Genomic DNA, 18,554 nt, shown 5'->3' with positions numbered 1-18,554 from the left:
TTAAGTTTTAATTAGTGTTTTTTCTGTTTTGTTTAATCCAATTGGTACAGGCATCAAAAGATTTAAAAATGTGTTCTTTTGGAATAAAATCTGGAATGATGTCAATTCTTTCCATCATATATCTAGGCTGTTTTAAAAGATCAACAAATAAAACCTCTACGTTTTTAGTTTTTAAATCTAACAACATATCTTCCATAGCATACAGACCAGATTGGTCCATATATTGCATTCTGCCCAAACGCATAATTACTATTTTAGCAGTATTAGGTATTTGTTGATAAAGTGCTTGAAAATCGCTTGTAGAGCCAAAAAATAAAGGCCCTTTAATGTGTTTTATAAACACTTCTTCTTTTAATATAGAAGGAAACTCTTTCTCATCAGACCATTCTTCTTCTTTTAATGATTTTACATCAGATCTTTCTGCCGTTAAATCTCCAATTTTTTTCATGAACATGAGTGATGCAATAATCAAGCCAATACCTACTGCGTATACTAAATTCCAAAAAGTAGAAAGCAGCATTACTACCATCATAATTAACACCTCTGAACTTAATTTTAAAGGACCTATTTTAATATCTCTAGGCAAACTAGGTATTGCCTTTAATCCTTTGTAATCCATAACTCCAATACCAACGGTAATTAAGATGCCTGCTAACACTGCTGCGGGTATTTTAGAGGCAATAGGACCTAAACCAAGCATTACAATTAGTAGCATAACACCAGCAATCATTCCAGAAAGTTTTGTTTTTCCTCCTGCATTAATGTTTACTACAGTTCTAATAGTTGCCCCAGCACCTGGAATTCCACCAAACAAAGCGGCAATACTATTTCCTATCCCTTGTCCTACTAATTCATTATTTGGTTTGTGTTTTGTTTTGGTCATGTTGTCTGCAACAACACTTGTTAAAAGAGAATCTATGGCACCTAAGAGCGCTAATGTTAATGCTGTAAAAATATAAGGAGTAATGCTGTTTAAAGAAAATCCGGTAAATATTTCCCATTTAATAGATGGTATTCCGCTTGGAATTTCTTGTATCGTTCTATATTCTAAGCCAAAAGCAACTGCAATACCAGACATTACCACAAGTGCCACCAATGTACTTGGTACTTTAGTGGTAATTCGTTTAAAGCCATAGATTATAAAAATGGTACCTAAGGCCAGTAAAAGTTCTAACCAATCTATATTTTGTAGTGCTCTAGGAATTGCTTTAATAGCACCTAATGCGCCAGAAGTTTCTTTGGCAGCTAGTATTTGTGCTTCTTTTTCAATGTCTTTAGATGTTGTTTTTTGTGCTGTAGTAATTGTTTCTTTAAAGTTGTCGATGACTAAAACTCCGTCTCCAACTTCATCTTTTAAGATGTTTTCTAAAATAACTTGTTGTGCTTGTGCATTAAATTTACTTACAAATTCTACATCATCTTTAGGGTAATACCCTACAGAAGGCAATACTTGTGTTAGTAAAATAATTAGACCAATTGCGGTCATAAAACCAGAAACTACTGGATAAGGAATATATCTAATATATTTTCCTAAGCCAATTAACCCTAAACCTATTTGAAATAAACCTGCTAATAAAAAAACGGTTAAAATTGCGGGTAGAGCTTTAGATACATCTCCATCATTTGCTGCAATAAGACCTGCAATAACAACCATACTAACAGCGGTCATTGGTGCTGTTGGTCCAGAAATTTGGGTGCTTGTTCCTCCAAAAAGTGCCGCAAAAAAACTTATAAAAATAGCGCCATATAAACCTGCGCTAGGGCCTAAACCAGAAGATACTCCAAAAGCAAGTGCTAGTGGTAGTGCTACAATACCTGCTGTAATACCACCAAAAATATCACCTTTTATATTTGAGAATAAATTTTTCATATAGTAGTTCTAAATATTCTAGGTAATATAATTAATATATACTTAATAAAAGAGATTTTTAAGGTCTCTTTTATTAAGTAATAGGGTGCTTTTTTAATTAAGGAAGGTTACGCCACCGTCGTTAATATTATACATGGCACCCACAATCATAATTTCTCCATTTTCTTCCATGGTAGATAAAACTTCACTTTCGTGTCTAATTCTTTCTATAGTAAGTGCTACGTTTTTTGCAGCAACATTGTCTACAAATTCTAGGTTAGAAGAATTTCTTAAAGAAGGATCTTTTGGTTCTGAAATAGCGTTTACTGCTGGTTTTATTTTATTAAGCATTGCTGTTAAGTTTCCTAATCTAGCGTTATCGCAAGCTCCTTTTATGGCTCCACAGCTTGTGTGTCCTAAAACAACTATAAGTTTTGTGCCTGCTAATTTACAACCAAACTCCATAGATCCTAAAATATCTTGGTTTACAAAGTTACCAGCAATTCTAATACTAAAAACATCTCCTAAACCTTGGTCAAAAACAAGTTCTGCAGAAACTCTAGAATCGATACAACTTAAAATAGTTGCAAAAGGAAATTGACCAGAACTGGTATCGTTAACTTGTTCTAATAAATTCCTATGTGCTTTTAAATTGTCTTGAAATCTTTGGTTTCCTTCTTTTAAATACTGTAATGACTTTTCTGGTGTCATTGTAGCTTGCGTTTCTCTTGTATGTGCTTTCATAATCTTTTTGTTTTTTATGTTGTTAAAATAAGAGAGCAATTAAGGTTTTTAATTGCCTCTTTAATATTTGATTTTGTTGTGTTACTATGATTTCTATTTACAAAAAGTAAATTGATACTACTTTTTGATAAATAATTGCAAATGTTTTTCATGGCATTGTCTCCTTTTTCAAAAACGTACTCAGTTGTTTTTTTATCGTTAGATAAAGGTTCTTCTTTTAAATGACTAGAACTATCTACTATTTTAAAAGAAGTTAACTGTTTGTTAGAAGAACTTAAAATATGCTCTACAAGTATATTATTAGATTTTGTCTGGTTAAATATACCTAAAGACATTTCTTTAGGTTGTTCTAAAGAATTATGCTCATCTGCAATAACAATTGTTCCTTTGTGTTGTTGTAAAACAAAGTCTGTAATATTATCTCCAAGAAAATGTAAAGATTTCGATTTTCTTTTTCCTAAAACAACAATATCTGTGTTGTTTTCTTTTAAATAAGTATCGATTTCGTTTTTTACGTTGCCAATAGTAAAAGAATATTTAATAGGTACGTTATTGTCTTTAGTAAACGAATTTACAATGTTTTTAATTTCTTTATCAATTATAAAAGACGATTCATTTATCTCCCTTTTGGCAGATAATTGATTGTCGTTTTTTACAATATCTGTAGGTGATTTGGCATAAAAAAAATGAATGTCTGCATCTATTATTTTAGCTAAACTTACAGAGCTTTTTAAGACACTTAGTGTGTTTTCTTTTAGATCTGATAGTACTAAAATTTTATATTTTTTCTTTTTTTCCATCGTCTTTAACTTAAACTTAAATTAGATTTAGGTCTATCATTAAAGAAGTGAATAAAACTTGCCGGATTTTCTACCGTACCACGTTTAGATATTAATTTTATTTCAATGTTTCGTTCTTTTGCTTTAAACAAGAAATCTTCTAGAATTTCTATAATGTCGTTATCTAAATACCTTGTTTTAATAAGATTTATTTCTAAATAGGTATCTCTTGGTAGGCTATCTAATTCTTTTAAAATAGCACCTTTATTAAAGAAAGTTACCTCTTCTGCTAAAGTCATTTTTATTTTGTGTTTACCATTGCTATTATCTTCAATATGAAGAAAGTGAGAGTTTTGGTAACTTTTTAATAAAATAACTACAATTCCTACCGCTAATCCTAAACCAATACCTATTAACAAATCTGTAAAAACAATACCAACAACCGTTGCAATAAACGGTACAAACTGTTTCCATCCTAGTTTATACATTTGTTTAAATAATGCTGGTTTTGCTAATTTGTAACCAACAACTAATAAAATGGCAGCTAGTACGGATAATGGAATTTTATTTAATAAAGTTGGAATTAAAATTACAGAAATTAACAAAAGGAAACCATGTATAATAGTAGATAATTTTGTTTTTCCGCCAGATTGTACATTTGCAGAACTTCTTACAATTACTTGCGTAATTGGTAAACCTCCTACTAAACCAGAAACGATGTTTCCTGCTCCTTGTGCCAATAATTCTCTATTGGTTGGTGTAACGTTTTTGTCTGGATCTAATTTATCACAAGCTTCTACACTTAATAAAGTTTCTAAACTTGCTACTAATGCAATTGTAAAAGCTACTACCCATACTTCTGGATTTGTAATTGCACCAAAATTAGGAAAACTAAATTGACCTAGAAAAGAATCAATATCATCAGGAATAGGTACACTTACTAAATGTGATGCAGAAATAGCTAATGTTTCATTACTACTTGTAAGTAAATGGTATATAATACCTAAAACAACTGCAATTAATGGCCCTTGAATAACCGTAAAAAATTTGGCTTTTTTAGCCAAAACAGTATCCCAAAATAAAATTACAGCTAACCCTAAAAGACCAATTACAACAGATCCTAAAATAAGATGATCGAAAATATTAAAAATAGAAGAAAAAGTGTTTTCTCCTGAAGTTTCTAAGAAAGCATCAGCTCCTTCTGGTTCTGCATCATACCCAAAAAAGTGTGGGATTTGTTTTAAAATAATGATGATACCAATACCGGTTAACATCCCTTTAATTACAGAAGATGGAAAATAATAACCAATAACTCCGGCTTTTAATACCCCAAAAATTAATTGAATAATACCTGCTAATACTACAGCAACTAAAAAGTTTTCATAACTACCTAAGGTTCCAATAGCGGTTAATACAATAGCTGCTAATCCTGCTGCAGGACCACTAACACCTAATTTAGAGCCACTAAGGCTACCTACTATAACACCTCCAATAATACCGGCAATAACTCCAGAAAATAATGGTGCCCCACTTGCTAAAGCAATACCTAAACATAAAGGTAATGCTACGAAAAACACTACAATACTTGCAGGTAAATCGTTTTTAATGTTTTTAAACATATGTAATGTGTTTTTACTCCGTTCTTATAAGAATAGAGTTTTTTTGTTAAGTTAAATAAATTGTTGTTTTTTTTGTACGAAGGTTAAAGTACAAACTTAGGTGGTGGGGTAGTTATCTTAGGAAACAAAGAGGTGTAGTCTTTAGATGTAAAACGTACAATTTCTCTTCTTTCAATTTTTCTAAAAAATACTTGTAATGAGGAATGCGGATATACTTTTAGTTCTTTAAAAGTTTCTGACTCGTAATTGTCTTCTTCTTCTTCATTTAAACTTAAGAAAATTGAAATATCTTGATTTTCATCAACAAAACTTATAATTGTTGGTGCTGTAATAACACTCACAAAAAGTATAGAGAATAAGATTGCAATTTTAATTTTCAAATATTTTTTATTTTTCCTGAATTGCAAAAATAGCAAAGCAAATCTTAAAAACTTGTTAATTAAACATTAAAAATCACTTATTATTTTAATTTCGTCAGCAATTATCCATCCTAATTTACCATCGGCTAGTTTAATCTTTTTCCAGTTATCTACTGCATCTAAAACAAATACTTTGGTGCCTTCATGTAACGTAAAAACTTCTTCAGAATTTAATGTTGGCGCATTTCTAACTTCTGTTTTCTCTGCAAAAACAATGGCTTCTTTGTTATTTATAGAAAAATGATATTGATTATAAGTAATAAATAATGAAGCAATTAAAAGTATAAAACTAATGCTACTTGTTGTAAAATAGAATCGTTTTTTAGAAGGGCTTTCTGCAAAGTAAAATAATAAAAATAACAAACTACCTAAAATAGAGCATGCAATAACTACTACTGCCCACTGGTTATAAGATAGTTTTTGTAAATAATTTACAGAAAACTTTTGTAAAACTGTTTTTGGTAATACCTCAATATTATCTAACGCTAAGCGTTTTGCAAAAACCAAATTGTTTTTTACATCTTCATTTAAAGGATTTAATTTTAAAGCTTTTTCATAATAATAGATAGATGGACCTACTTTGTTAAGTTTATAATAAGAATTACCTAAATTATAATACAACTCTGACGATACTAATTTTTGCGATTCTACTTTTTTATATAACTCAATAGCTTCGTTAAATTTACCGTTTTTATATAAATTATTTGCAGATACAAATAAGCTATCTACATTTTGTGCAGTAACCGAGTTGACAATTATCAACAATAAAAAAAATAGTTTCTTCATTTTATAATTGTTTATCTAATTCAACAATAACTTGTTTAGCTCTTTCAAATTCAGCTTCCATTTCTGTGTTGGTTATTTGAGAGTAACGTGCCATATCAGAATGTTTTAATACTTCTATAAATTGATGAATTGTGGTTGTTTCAATTTTTTTATTTTCTAAAATTTCAGTAATTTTTTCTTTACTGATATCTGCCGTCTCAATACCTAATTTTGCTTTTAAGTAATTGTGTAATGCGCGTTCTAAAGCTTCGTAGAAAGCTTCTTTTTTACCTAATTGTTTTTGTGCTTTAGATAAATATTTCTTAGCCAATCTTTCTGCTTTTCTAAGTTTGTTTCCAATAAGATCGTTACTTCTTTCTTCGTTCTTTTTAGCAATAAAAATACCAATCGGAATTGTAATTAGAGGTAATAATAATAAAATATAAAACAAGTTCGATTTAAAGAAATCACTTGTGTCTACAAGCTCTAAATTACTTTTTGTTTGTATATATCTAAAGTTTTTACCTGTAGAAGTTACGGTTTGTTTTTGAATCGTATTAGTGTCTGTAACTGGTTTTAATTCTTTGCCTTCTAATACGTTTACATAGAAATCATCGGTTGTAATAGTGTGGTATTTTTCTTCCTTCGGATTAAAATAAGAGAAAGAAACATTCGGAATTTTATATTTTCCTTTATACTGTGGTACAATGGTGTATAAATCGGATACCGAACCCGAAATTCCGCCAGAATTCACTCTAACTTTTTCTTTTCTTTCTGGTTGATATTTTTCTAATTCAACCGGAGTTGTAATTTCTGGTAATTCAAATAATTTTAAATTTCCTTCTCCAGAAACGGCTACTTTAATTTGAGAACTTTCATTTGCTTTTAAAACATCTTTATTTAAAGAAACATCAAAATTAAAATCTCCAACAGCACCATTATAATTTGTAGGTTTGCCTTTTAAAGGAAGACTTTTAGGAGTAATTGTTTTTTTTACGGAAGCAAATTCTTTTCTAACATTTCTGGTAATTACGTTTCCAAAAAAATCTGCTCTCCCTGTAGGAACACCAATAACAATATCCATTTTCATAGGATCTATTGCTAATTTTCCTGTTTTTGTAGGTATTAATAAAGCTTTTTGAAGCACAATGTATCTGTAATCTTCTCCATTATATTTCCCCATTTTTACAGGGTACGCATCTATTTTAATAGCCTGATTCCAAAAACCATTGTATTGTGGTGCTTCTGTAACATTGGTATCGTAAACACTAACATTTTCGCTTACATAAAGTCTATATTCTACATAGATTCCTTCTCCTACATAAGGGCTAGATTTAGAAATTTCTGCAACCAAATGTATGTTTTGTTGTGCAACATAATTAGGGTCATTTGGGTTTTTGGGTACAGCAACAGCATCTGAAACAATAATTTTTATGGGTTCAGATTTTATTGTTTTTCCGCCAATTTTAATGCTTGCTGGCCCAATAGTTAATTCTCCTTTTCTTTTGGGTTGAATAATGTACGAGTAAGACTGTGTAAAACTAGCTTTTCCGTTTATCCAAGATTGACTTACCGATTGGCTTGGTCCGCCAACAACTTTGAAATTAGAAAATTTAGGAGGAGAAAAATCATCTCCACCTTGTTTGTTTATTGAGAATTCAATTCGCAATCGTTGGTTTACGCCCAACTTATTTTTACTCACTTTTGCTAATAAGGTTGCTTCTTGGGCAACTCCTGTAAGCGAAAGCAAACTTATAAATAATGTTATGTAAAATTTCAACTTCATATTCGTTTCTCTAAATCTCCCAAAATGGGAGAAACACGCTTATTTTATTTTAAACTATATTTTCCTCAACTATAAATAGTCCTTTAAGGTTGAGTTTCTTCTTTTTTGAAGAAGTAAAGATGGGATTTTTTTACCAATCTTTCTCTTGTTTTACTTTTTTACCTTTTGCTTTTTTAGCATTCATTTTTTTCTGAGTTTTCTTTTCCTCATTATTTAAGCTTTCTAGCAATTGTTTTATTTGTTGCGGAGACATTTTTCCTTGTTGAGGTTTGGGTTTTTGTTGCTCTTTTTTCTCATCTTTTTTAGGATCTTGGTTTTTCTTTTGATCCTTGTCTCCCTTACCATCTTTATCTTTGTCGTCTTTTTTGTCCTTGTCGTCTCCGTCTTTTTTGTCTTTATCCTTGTCTTTATTTTTATCGTCTTTGTCTTTCTTGTCCTTATCTTTTTTATCCTTATTGTCTTTATTATCCTTGTTTTTGTCGTCTTTATTATCTTGATTTTCTTTTTCTAATAATTTCTGGGCAACGGCTAAATTATAGCGAGTTTCATCATCATTAGGATTGTTTCTTAAAGAATTTTTATAGGCATCAACCGCTGGTTGATATTGTTTTTGCTCCATCATAGCGTTACCGATGTTATGAAACGCTTCTGCCTTTGTAAATTTATCTTTTGCAGTTTTTGCAGTTAATTCGTATTGAGGTACAGCCTCTTTAAAATTTTTATTTTGATAAAAAGCATTCCCTAAATTATAAGAGGCTTTATCGTAATTAGAGTTGTTACTTAATGATTTTTGATAAGCAACAGAGGCGTCTGTAAATTGCTTTTTACTGTACAATTCATTTCCTTGTCTTAACAACTTTCTTGCTTGTCGTTGTAAAGCAATAGAATCTTTTTGTGCTAAAATTTCTTTAGATGAAAATAGCATTAAGAAAACGATAAGGATGTATTGTAAATTCTTCATCTTATTTTGAATTTCTTTCATAATTCTGTATCATTTTTCATAAAAATTAATGATTACAAAAGTAAGGCATTCAAAAAAAGTATTTTGTTAATAAGTTGTTATTTTTAATAATTTATACAGTGTAAAAATTACATTCTTTTTTAGTTAAAAGACCTTTATAATCTATAAAACTAAAGTTTTTTTAGGGTTGTAGTTGGGGTATGTTGTTTACTGTCAGTTACCTAAAAAGGTAGGTGTTTTTGTATGGCTTTGCATAAAACACCTATAAACAAAAAATTGATGAACAATAAATAGTATTTACTGTTCATCAATAGAATTAGGGGTTACTTCTTTAACCGATATTTACAAAGGTTGTTTTGTCCTTAATTCTTAATCTATTTATGCAGCTAGTTCACGAGTTAACCAACCACTTTTACCTGCTGTTGCAATTGCATATGGAGTAATCCAGAATAATCCGAAGGTGTATAAAATACTGTACGAGTATGCCCACAAAGCTTCTTTTAAATCATATTTTTTTGAGTAAAATAATACAGGGAATGTAGAGAATATTAAAATACTTAATAGTGTAGAACTTATAAATAAAACGGGATGTGTTAAGACGAAATAGAACATGAATATTAAAAAAGGGTAAGACATTATCATTTTTATTGATTGCGTAACAAATAACAATCTCGATCCAAATTTGCTACCTTCTTTAAAATTGGTAAAAACATATTTATACATGGCAATGTTTTCTCTAACGTTACTTCTGCCCCATCTAATAAACATTTTATACAAGCCCGTATAGTCTTCTGGTACATTTGTATAGGCATAGGCATTTTTTTGAAATAACACGCTGTAACCTTGTTTTAAAATCATATTGGTTAAGGCTCTATCTTCACCAATATCCGAAGCTTTCCCCATAAATTTTTGATCGATCCATTCTGGTAAACATGCAAATACGGCAGTTGCTTTGTAAGCCGCTAATGCTCCAGGAGTGCATAAAACAGAATTTAAACTGCTTTCTGCAGATCGTTTAAATTCGAAACTCATTACAAAACTTACATTTAGCATTTTTGGCAACAAGGCTTTTTTATTATTCAACACCTGAATGTTACCTGCTACAGCACCACATTTTTTATCTGTAACTATTGGACTTACTAAATTACGAAGGGTATCCTTTTTTACAATAGAATCACTATCTACCGTTACAAAAACTTCTCCTGTACCCATATGAAAACCACGGTATAATGCGTGTCTTTTACCCATGTTTTTAGGTTGTTGCATTATGGTTACTTGATCTCCTAAAATTCTTTTAGCTTCTTTCATCCAATACCAAGTATCGTCTTTACTACCATCATCAATGGATAGTAATTGTAATTTTTCTTTTGGATAATCGCTTTTGGCTAAACTTTCTAGCGTAGCCCAAACTTGTTTTCCTTCGTTATATGCAGGTACAATTACTGTAACAGTAGGGAGTTCGTTATCACTTACAGAGGCAATTGGTTTGTATTTAAAGTATAAGTATACATCGTAAATAAAAGTCATTGCTCCAAAGACAAACAATACGGCTGCAAATGTGAAAAATAGAAATCCAAAATTGTTATTTAATCTATTAAAATTAAATTTTGAAAAATCATCTTGTAATACATAAACGGAATAAGCAGCGCCAATCATTATAACAAATGAACTTACAAGAATAATAAGAGCTCTATAATTAATTGGAGAGGTTTTCTTATTTTCTATAGAAAATTTGTTATGCTGTAATTTTAAATTAAAGGTTGCTGATTTCATTTTTAAAAATTATTTAGATCTTGTGTATACATCTAAACCAATTTGCGTGCCGTTAGAAATAAGTGCCTATTTACTGGTATTTATAAGTTTTTAGTGTGTTTTTGTGTGTAATTTTTACCCACTTGGTGTGTAAAATATATACCTTATTGTTGTGCAGATTACTTTTTTTTTATTGTGGTTTTTGATAGTTGAACCCTTGTAAAAAAGTATAGGTAGTAGCTACCAATTGATAATTGAAGCTAGATTTAAAAAAATAGAAGGTTGTTTTTAAGTTTTGAGGGGATTTTGGATATTTATAAGTTATGTGTATGCAAGGGGATGAATATAAATAGTTTATCATAAAACTGAAAACTAATATCAATAGATTTTTTTGTTTTCAGTTTATTAATCGTAAATTTGTTTAGCTTTTACGGACGCTTTCCACTCATCATAGAGAAGTTGTATCGACACCGTTAATCAAAACATAGTTTAATCGAAGTATATTCTCGCTTCTGGAGAATGATTGATGAGTGACATTTTTTATAGCGATTACAAATATATTTTACGATGAAATTAAGTTTAAATAAATATAATATTAAGTACATAAAAAGATGTGCGAAAAATATTAAAAGAGAACAAAACCTTCCTTACCATCAAGCTTTAAACATAACAGTTGAAAAATTAGGATTCAATAATTGGAAGCATTTCCTGAATGAAGCAGAAAAGTGCAATAATAATTCACCACACAAAATTAATTTTGCACCAAAAGAATCTATTGAAGGGGAAACACGTGATCCTTACAGAAACTTACTTGTAGGTGCGGTGAATAAATTAATTGAACAAAATTACATTTCATTAGATTTAGGGGATGTTAACGAAGAAAATGAAGAAGGGCATATCTTCTGTAAAATTTTTGGTTATAGCTCTGTAATTATTTGGCGAAATATAGGCTTTGGAGAATTACACATTTCTATTTGGTGGAAATATAATCACAACAACCATCCACAAGTTAATCTTAAGGGAAATCAGAAAGAGAATTTTAATTTAAGTCAACCATTAGCAAAACGAAATCATTATCCAAAATTTGTTGGAGTTGTAGTAAATTGTTGGTTAGAAAGGAAAAAAGGTAAATATATTCAAGGTACAAATCGAGAAAGTATTTTTGATACTTATACACGAAAAGGAGAATTAAAACATCTAAAAGAATTGCCTATTCTAAAACCTAACGGTTATGAGATTTCGGGGCCTTTTCGTTTTTAAAGAAAATTCAAAAATGATTATTTAATAGAACTTATGGCTATTAATGAATAACAATTTAATTAAGTTTTTAGTTTAAAAAGGTCTGCAGACAATAACGTTTAAAAAAACATAGGCTTTTTTATTTATTAATAAAGTTCGAAAAATAATAGCAAACTATTTTTCACACCAAAAGAGCCGATTAAAACTTAATCGGCTCTTTTGGTATTCTGTATTTTCAGTTGATAAAATTGTGTCTTTTTTAGAAGTAACTTAGGTTATTTATTTGTTTTTTCTTCATTAAACAAATCTACTTTTCGTAACCATTTTGTTTTCTTATCAAATAAGAAAATATCAATCAATAAAAATAGTAACCCGATGGCTAAAAACCACTGAAATTGGTCTTTGTAATCAGAGAATTGTTTGGTTTCAAATTCGCTTTTTTCAGCATTTGCAATCACATCAGCAATAACCTTAACCGGTCTTTCTGTAACATTACCATCAATGTAATTTCCATCGGCAGCATCTGCAATACCTTGTAAAACATCTGGCATTCGCTTGGTAATAACAGTTTCTCCTTTGTTGTCTTTTTTATAGCCAATCATAGAGCCATTTACGCGCATAGGTATAGGTGCTCCTTTTTCTAATCCTACACCAATGGTGTAAATTTTAATGCCCTCGTTTGCTAAATTCTTAGCAACTTGTTTTGTTTCTTCTTGATGATCTTCTCCATCAGAAATAATTACTAAAAAACGATTGGTTTGTTCGTCATTATTATAATATGTTTTGGCTAATTCTAAGGCTCCATTGATGTCTGTTCCTTGGCTAGAAACCATATCTGGATTTGCGTTTTGCAAAAACATATTTGCCGCTGCATGATCTGTAGTAATAGGTAAAAGCGGATATGCGTTTCCTGCATAAATTATAATTCCCACTCTATCAGATCCTAATTGATCTATTGTTTTAGAGATAATTTGTTTTGCTTTTTCTAATCGGTTAGGCGCAATATCTTCTGCCAACATACTTTTAGAAATATCTAAGGCAAAAACAATATCTACACCTTCTCTTTTTACCGTTTTTAATTTGGTTCCCATTTTAGGGTTTACCAAAGCAATTATTAAAAATGTAATTCCTAAAAGTAAAAATACCAGTTTTAAAACCGATTTAAATGTTGATGAATTTGGTGCTAATTTTTTTAGTAAATTTAAATCAGAAAATTTACGTTGTGTTCTTTTTTTCCACCATAAAACCAACAAGAAAACAACAATCATTGCTGGAACGATTATTAGTAGGGAAAAATAAATTGGTTCTTCTATACGATACATATTGAAAAGGTGTAACTGTGTAATTGTTTAACTGTTTAATTGAGATTTTCTTAAAGCATTAAGCATATTTGATATTTTGTAAATACGTTGCCTTATATCATTATAAATAATTTCATCTATAAATTTTAATTTGTGACATAAAATAATATGATTTAAAACTTCCATTGTTGTACTAAAAGCAATTGTTGAAAAATGTGCTTTGTCTTTGTTTGTAATTCTTGATGTTCCTTCTGCAATATTTGCAGCTATTGAATTAGTTGCTCTTTTTAATTGGCTTGTAATTCCATATTTTTCATCAGCAGGAAAATCTTTTGAGATACCGTAAACTGCTACAGATAAATCAATAGCTTCTTGCCAAACTTTTAATTTTTCAAATGAAAATACGTACACCTTTTTTCAATTACACGATTAAACAAATAAACAATTACACCTTTTTCTATATAAAACTCTTAAATATTGTGTTCCTTAACAAGAATTCTAACAATAAGAATCCTAGTCCTAAAAAGACAAAAATTCTATATTTTTCTTGATAATTGTAATACTTAAATTCTTCTATTTTTGTTTTTTCAAGCTTGTCAATTTCATCATAAATTTCTTTTAAGGACTCGTTGTCTGTTGCTCTAAAGTATTTTCCTTGTGTTTCTGTGGCAATTTCTTTTAGTAACTCTTCATCAATTTCTACTGGTAGCTTTCTAAATTGTAAATTACCAGTTCTAGGATCTCTACTATAAGGAAAATCTGCCATTCCGTTTGTTCCAATTCCTATGGTGTAGGTTTTAATGTTTAATTCTTTGGCTAGTTCTGTAGCAGTTCTAGGGTCTATGTTTCCTGAGTTATTTACACCATCGGTTAGTAAAATGATAACCTTACTTTTTGCGGTACTTTCTTTTAATCTGTTAACTGCAGAACCTAAGCCCATTCCTATGGCAGTTCCGCCTTCTAATTGTCCCCATTTTAATTCAGAAATAGTACGTTTTACAATCCCTTTATCGCTTGTAATTGGTGTTTGTGTAAAACTCTCTCCGGCGTAAACTACAATTCCTATTCTGTCGTTAGGTCTTCTATCTACAAAATCTATAGCTACTTTTTTAAGAGCCTCTAGTCTGTTTGGTTCTAAATCTCTAGCCAACATACTTGCAGAAACATCAATGGCCATAACAATATCTATCCCTTTATTCGTTTTTGTTTTTTTACTTACAGCAACGTTTCTTGGTCTTGCCAAGGCAATAATAATTGCTGCCAAGGCGAATAGTCTTAAAAGATATAAAGCGGGTTTTAATTTAGATAAAAGAGAGTCTGTATTAAAACCTTTTATACTAGGGATTGTTAAAACTGCGGCATCTTTTTTACGCATAAAAAAGTGCCAAATTGTTAATAATGGTATGATTGCTAGCAGCCACAAAAACCCCGGACTATGAAATTCAAAATTACTCCAATTCATCATTTTCTTCAATAATTGGTTTAGGTTTTAAATTACTCACAATGTCTTGTGCGTCTTTTCTGTTTTCTTCAATTTCTATAGCTAAAGGTTTCGATTTTGCAAATTTCACCAAATCTGCTTCTTGTAATAACGCTTTTAACTTTTTAATGGTGTCTTCTGAGGTCTGAATTGTTTCTGCATCTTTAAAATCTTTTAACATATCTAAAACTTCGTCAGTTGTTTTTTCTAATGCAGGTACCTTTAATTCTCGTTCTATATAACCACGAACAATTTCGGTTAATTCAGAATAATATTCTTTTACTTTATTGTTTTGCCACAATAATTTTTCGTCTAATTCATTTAGCCTATAAATAGCTTCTTCGTAAGGCGGTAATGCTCTGTAAGTTGGTTCTTCTTCCTCTTCTTTTCGTTTTCTAATAACAAACCAGTAAATCCAGAAACCTATAATTGCCAAAGCAGCTAAAAGTATGTAGACGTATATTTTAAAATCATCAAAAGTATAAGGTTCGCTTTTAATAGATTTAATAGGAAATTTCTTTACCTTGGTAGTGTCAATAGCTATTGTAGCTACATTTACCAATAAAGAATCTGTTAAAAATGCTTGATTTTTTACAAATATTTGTTGTTGCGGAATGTAAAATGCACCACTATCAAAACCAGTTAAAATATACTTTCTGATTAAAGAATTTTTAATAGTATCTACTTGGGTAGAATCTATTACCTCTAAACCTTTTAAATGTAATTTAGGAACGATAACATTCTGAGTTTCATCTACCGTAATTTTTAATTGAAACTGTTCACCAATTCTAATATTGGTGGTATCTATTTCTGCTTTTACCATTGGGTTTTGTGCAAAACCTATGGTAGAAATAAATAGTAGTATGTAAAGTATTTGTTTTTTCATTTTTAGGGTAACTACGTTACTATCTTCCTTTATGTTTAAAATAACCTAGTAATTTTTTCACATAGTTTTCATCAACTCTAGCATTTACAGCACCTGCACCGCTTCTTTTAAACATGTTTATATAATAATCTGTTAAACGTAGTGCGTTTGCTTTGTAGCTTGTTCTTACAGATTTCGATGCTGTATTTATCAGCTTAACTTCTCTAGTTTCTGAATCTAACATTGGTACCATCCCTAAATTAGGGATTTCCTCATCATGTTTATCAAAAATTCTAATTCCTGTTAAGTCATGTTTATTTGCCGCAATTTTTAATGTTTTTTCGTAATCATCATCCATAAAATCTGATAACATAAAAACAATGGCTCTTTTTTTCATCACACTAGATAAAAACTTTAAAGCAGCAGCAATATTGGTTTTTTTACTTTTTGGTTTAAATTCTATTAACTCTCTAATAATTCGTAAAACGTGACTTTTTCCTTTTTTAGGAGGGATAAAAAGTTCTACATCATCAGAAAATAAAATTAAACCTACTTTATCGTTATTTTGCGTGGCAGAAAAGGCTAATGTAGCGGCAATTTCTGTAACAGTATCTTTTTTAAACTGCGTTGATGTACCAAATAATTCAGAGCCAGAAACATCTACCAAAAGCATCATGGTTAACTCACGCTCTTCTTCAAAAACCTTTATATAAGGCTCGTTATAACGCGCAGTAACATTCCAGTCAATGGCTCTTACATCATCGCCAAATTGGTATTGTCTTACTTCAGAAAAAGTCATACCACGTCCTTTGAATGATGAATGGTATTCACCTCCAAAAATATCATTAGACAAACGCTTTGTCTTAATTTCTATTTTACGAACTTTTTTAAGTATTTCTTTAGTATCCATCTTTTCAATTGTCAGTTAACATTTATCATTTATCAGTTTTAAAACCGATAATTGTTCATTGATAATTGTCTATGGTACTTCAATTTCGTTAATAATAGAATTGATAATGTCTACAGAAGTTACGTTTTCTGCTTCCGCTTCATAGGTAATTCCTATTCTGTGACGTAAAATATCAAAAACAACTGCTCTAACATCTTCTGGTATTACATACCCTCTTCTTTTGATGAAAGCATAACATTTTGCAGCTTTAGCAAGGTTAATACTTCCCCTAGGTGATGCTCCAAAACTAATTAAATCTTTTAATTGTGGTAAGTTGTATTTCTCAGGATAACGAGTTGCAAAGATGATATCAAGAATGTATTTCTCAATTTTTTCATCCATATACACTTCGTTAGCAACTTCTCTTGCTCTTATAATTTGATCTACAGAAACTACAGGATTTACTTTTGAAAATCCGCCAGATAAATTCTGACGCATAATAATTTGCTCATCTTGTAATTTAGGATAATCAATGACCACCTTCAACATAAATCTATCTACTTGTGCTTCTGGTAACGGGTACGTTCCTTCTTGCTCTACCGGATTTTGAGTTGCCATTACTAAGAAAGGCTCATCTAACTTAAAAGTAGTATCACCAATAGTAATTTGGCGCTCTTGCATTGCTTCTAGTAAAGCAGATTGTACTTTTGCAGGTGCTCTGTTAATCTCATCTGCTAACACAAAGTTTGCAAAAATAGGTCCTTTTTTAATTTCGAAACCATTTTCTTTCATGTTGTAAATCATGGTTCCAACAACATCTGCAGGTAATAAATCTGGTGTAAATTGTACTCTACTAAAACTAGCTTGTACCGCTTTAGACAAAGTATTAATTGCTAATGTTTTTGCCAATCCAGGAACCCCTTCTAACAAAATGTGTCCATTACCAATTAAGCCAATTAACAAACTTTCTATCATTTGTTTTTGCCCAACAATTACTTTATTCATTTCTAAAGTAAGAATGTCTATAAAGGCACTTTCTCTTTCTATTTTTTCATTAATAGCTCTTACATCTACATCCATTGTAATATTGTATTAGGTGTTATTTTTTACGAAAACAAAGCTACAATTTTAACATATTGCTATTTGTTAAAAGTAGGTTAAAGATTTCGTAAGTTTCTGTTTAATTTAAAGGGAATTATTATTGTATTTTAACAGTTTAAATTCGGAATCATTAAATTTTCCGTAGGTAAAATATTGAATCCAATCTCCTAGATTTATATAAGTTGAAGTTTGTTTAAGACTTATTTCTAAAGGAAGGTGTCTGTGGCCAAACACAAAATAATCGTAATGTTGTTCGGTTAGTTTTTCTTTACAGTACTGTACCAACCATTCATTATCATCCCCTAAATATTTAGCATCATCATCCCCAGAAATTAGTTTGTTTTTTACAGACATATAATGTCCTAAACGTACACCTAAGTCTGGATGTAACCATCTAAACATCCATTTAAATAAAGGAAATGTAAACACTTTTTTCATGCGTTTGTAACCATGATCTCCGGGGCCTAAACCATCTCCGTGCCCAATTAAAAACTTTTTATTGTTGATTAAAAATTCTTGAGGCTCATGATATACAGGTATGTTTAGTTCTTTTTCGAAATAATCATTCATCCATAAATCATGATTACCAATAAAAAAGTAAATAGGAATTCCGCTATCTTTTATTTCGGCTAATTTACCTAAAACTCTAACAAAACCTTTTGGCACAACTGTTTTATACTCAAACCAAAAGTCGAATAAATCACCTAATAAAAAAATAGCTTCTGCATCTTTTTTTACTTCGTCTAACCAAGCAACAAACTTTTTTTCGCGAGGAAAACTAGCTTCTGGCGTTGGTGCTCCAAAATGTTGATCGGATGCAAAATAGACTTTTTTATTTTCTGAAGTTGTTATAGAAATCAAGGAGTTGTTTATTTATATCGGTAAAAATAGAAAAACTAATTTATAAACTAGTGATAGGGATTAAAAACATCTCGATACAATTTTTGTTACCACAATTTTGTGGTATCACTGTTATGAGACTTCTCAATATTTCGAAGTGACAAG

17 protein-coding genes are annotated in these 18,554 nt (G+C 30.2%); 1 reads left to right on the top strand and 16 read right to left on the bottom strand.

What is annotated here, in order from left to right; all coding sequences use genetic code 11:
* Positions 1-7: 7 nt before the first annotated feature.
* From WHD07_RS10800 to WHD07_RS10760, 9 genes are all read right to left on the bottom strand, one after another.
* Positions 8-1,870: a SulP family inorganic anion transporter gene (locus WHD07_RS10800; protein WP_343328397.1), complete on the bottom strand. Its 1,863-nt coding sequence runs from the start codon at positions 1,868-1,870 to the stop codon at positions 8-10.
* A gap of 93 nt (positions 1,871-1,963) precedes the next feature.
* Positions 1,964-2,593: a carbonic anhydrase family protein gene (locus WHD07_RS10795; protein ID WP_105049786.1), complete on the bottom strand. Its 630-nt coding sequence runs from the start codon at positions 2,591-2,593 to the stop codon at positions 1,964-1,966.
* Between the two features lie 14 nt (positions 2,594-2,607).
* Positions 2,608-3,393: a universal stress protein gene (locus tag WHD07_RS10790; protein WP_343328396.1), complete on the bottom strand. Its 786-nt coding sequence runs from the start codon at positions 3,391-3,393 to the stop codon at positions 2,608-2,610.
* A gap of 5 nt (positions 3,394-3,398) precedes the next feature.
* A complete protein-coding gene (locus tag WHD07_RS10785; RefSeq protein WP_343328395.1) occupies positions 3,399-4,991 on the bottom strand; it encodes a SulP family inorganic anion transporter in 1,593 nt (530 codons plus the stop codon).
* Positions 4,992-5,074: 83 nt separating this feature from the next.
* Positions 5,075-5,371 (bottom strand): hypothetical protein, encoded by a 297-nt coding sequence (locus tag WHD07_RS10780; protein ID WP_343328394.1) that lies wholly within the window; start codon positions 5,369-5,371, stop codon positions 5,075-5,077.
* A gap of 66 nt (positions 5,372-5,437) precedes the next feature.
* Entirely contained in the window at positions 5,438-6,196 is a 759-nt protein-coding gene (locus WHD07_RS10775) for an SH3 domain-containing protein (protein WP_105049789.1), read from the bottom strand.
* A 1-nt stretch (position 6,197) separates the two neighbouring features.
* On the bottom strand, positions 6,198-7,961 hold the full coding sequence (locus tag WHD07_RS10770) for a BatD family protein (protein WP_343328393.1): 1,764 nt from the start codon (positions 7,959-7,961) through the stop codon (positions 6,198-6,200).
* Positions 7,962-8,091: 130 nt separating this feature from the next.
* Complete coding sequence (locus WHD07_RS10765; protein WP_245893539.1) at positions 8,092-8,943, bottom strand: tetratricopeptide repeat protein; 852 nt, start codon at positions 8,941-8,943, stop codon at positions 8,092-8,094.
* 357 nt (positions 8,944-9,300) lie between these two features.
* Positions 9,301-10,695 (bottom strand): glycosyltransferase family 2 protein, encoded by a 1,395-nt coding sequence (locus WHD07_RS10760; protein WP_343328392.1) that lies wholly within the window; start codon positions 10,693-10,695, stop codon positions 9,301-9,303.
* A 546-nt stretch (positions 10,696-11,241) separates the two neighbouring features.
* On the opposite strand from WHD07_RS10760, the gene WHD07_RS10755 reads away from it, so the two are divergent.
* A complete protein-coding gene (locus WHD07_RS10755; protein WP_343328391.1) occupies positions 11,242-11,934 on the top strand; it encodes a hypothetical protein in 693 nt (230 codons plus the stop codon).
* A 254-nt stretch (positions 11,935-12,188) separates the two neighbouring features.
* On the opposite strand, the gene WHD07_RS10750 is transcribed toward WHD07_RS10755, so the two are convergent.
* From WHD07_RS10750 to WHD07_RS10720, 7 genes are all read right to left on the bottom strand, one after another.
* Positions 12,189-13,235 (bottom strand): VWA domain-containing protein, encoded by a 1,047-nt coding sequence (locus WHD07_RS10750; protein WP_343328390.1) that lies wholly within the window; start codon positions 13,233-13,235, stop codon positions 12,189-12,191.
* Positions 13,236-13,262: 27 nt separating this feature from the next.
* On the bottom strand, positions 13,263-13,625 hold the full coding sequence (locus tag WHD07_RS10745) for a four helix bundle protein (RefSeq protein ID WP_343328389.1): 363 nt from the start codon (positions 13,623-13,625) through the stop codon (positions 13,263-13,265).
* A 46-nt stretch (positions 13,626-13,671) separates the two neighbouring features.
* The gene (locus WHD07_RS10740; protein WP_343328388.1) at positions 13,672-14,676 is read right to left on the bottom strand and encodes a VWA domain-containing protein; all 1,005 of its coding nucleotides are present in this window, start codon (positions 14,674-14,676) and stop codon (positions 13,672-13,674) included.
* Positions 14,663-15,580, bottom strand: coding sequence for a BatD family protein (locus WHD07_RS10735; protein WP_343328387.1), 918 nt, complete (start codon positions 15,578-15,580; stop codon positions 14,663-14,665). The genes WHD07_RS10740 and WHD07_RS10735 overlap by 14 nt, the downstream gene beginning before the upstream one ends.
* Before the next feature lie 19 nt (positions 15,581-15,599).
* Positions 15,600-16,469, bottom strand: coding sequence for a DUF58 domain-containing protein (locus WHD07_RS10730; protein WP_343328386.1), 870 nt, complete (start codon positions 16,467-16,469; stop codon positions 15,600-15,602).
* A gap of 69 nt (positions 16,470-16,538) precedes the next feature.
* Positions 16,539-17,528, bottom strand: coding sequence for an AAA family ATPase (locus WHD07_RS10725; protein ID WP_068447642.1), 990 nt, complete (start codon positions 17,526-17,528; stop codon positions 16,539-16,541).
* Between the two features lie 105 nt (positions 17,529-17,633).
* Entirely contained in the window at positions 17,634-18,410 is a 777-nt protein-coding gene (locus tag WHD07_RS10720) for a UDP-2,3-diacylglucosamine diphosphatase (RefSeq protein WP_343328385.1), read from the bottom strand.
* Positions 18,411-18,554 lie beyond the last annotated feature (144 nt).

The sequence above is a fragment of the Polaribacter staleyi genome, assembly GCF_038024045.1.
GTDB classification, from domain to species: Bacteria; Bacteroidota; Bacteroidia; order Flavobacteriales; family Flavobacteriaceae; genus Polaribacter; species Polaribacter butkevichii.
This window is presented reverse-complemented; position numbering and strand designations above follow the sequence as displayed.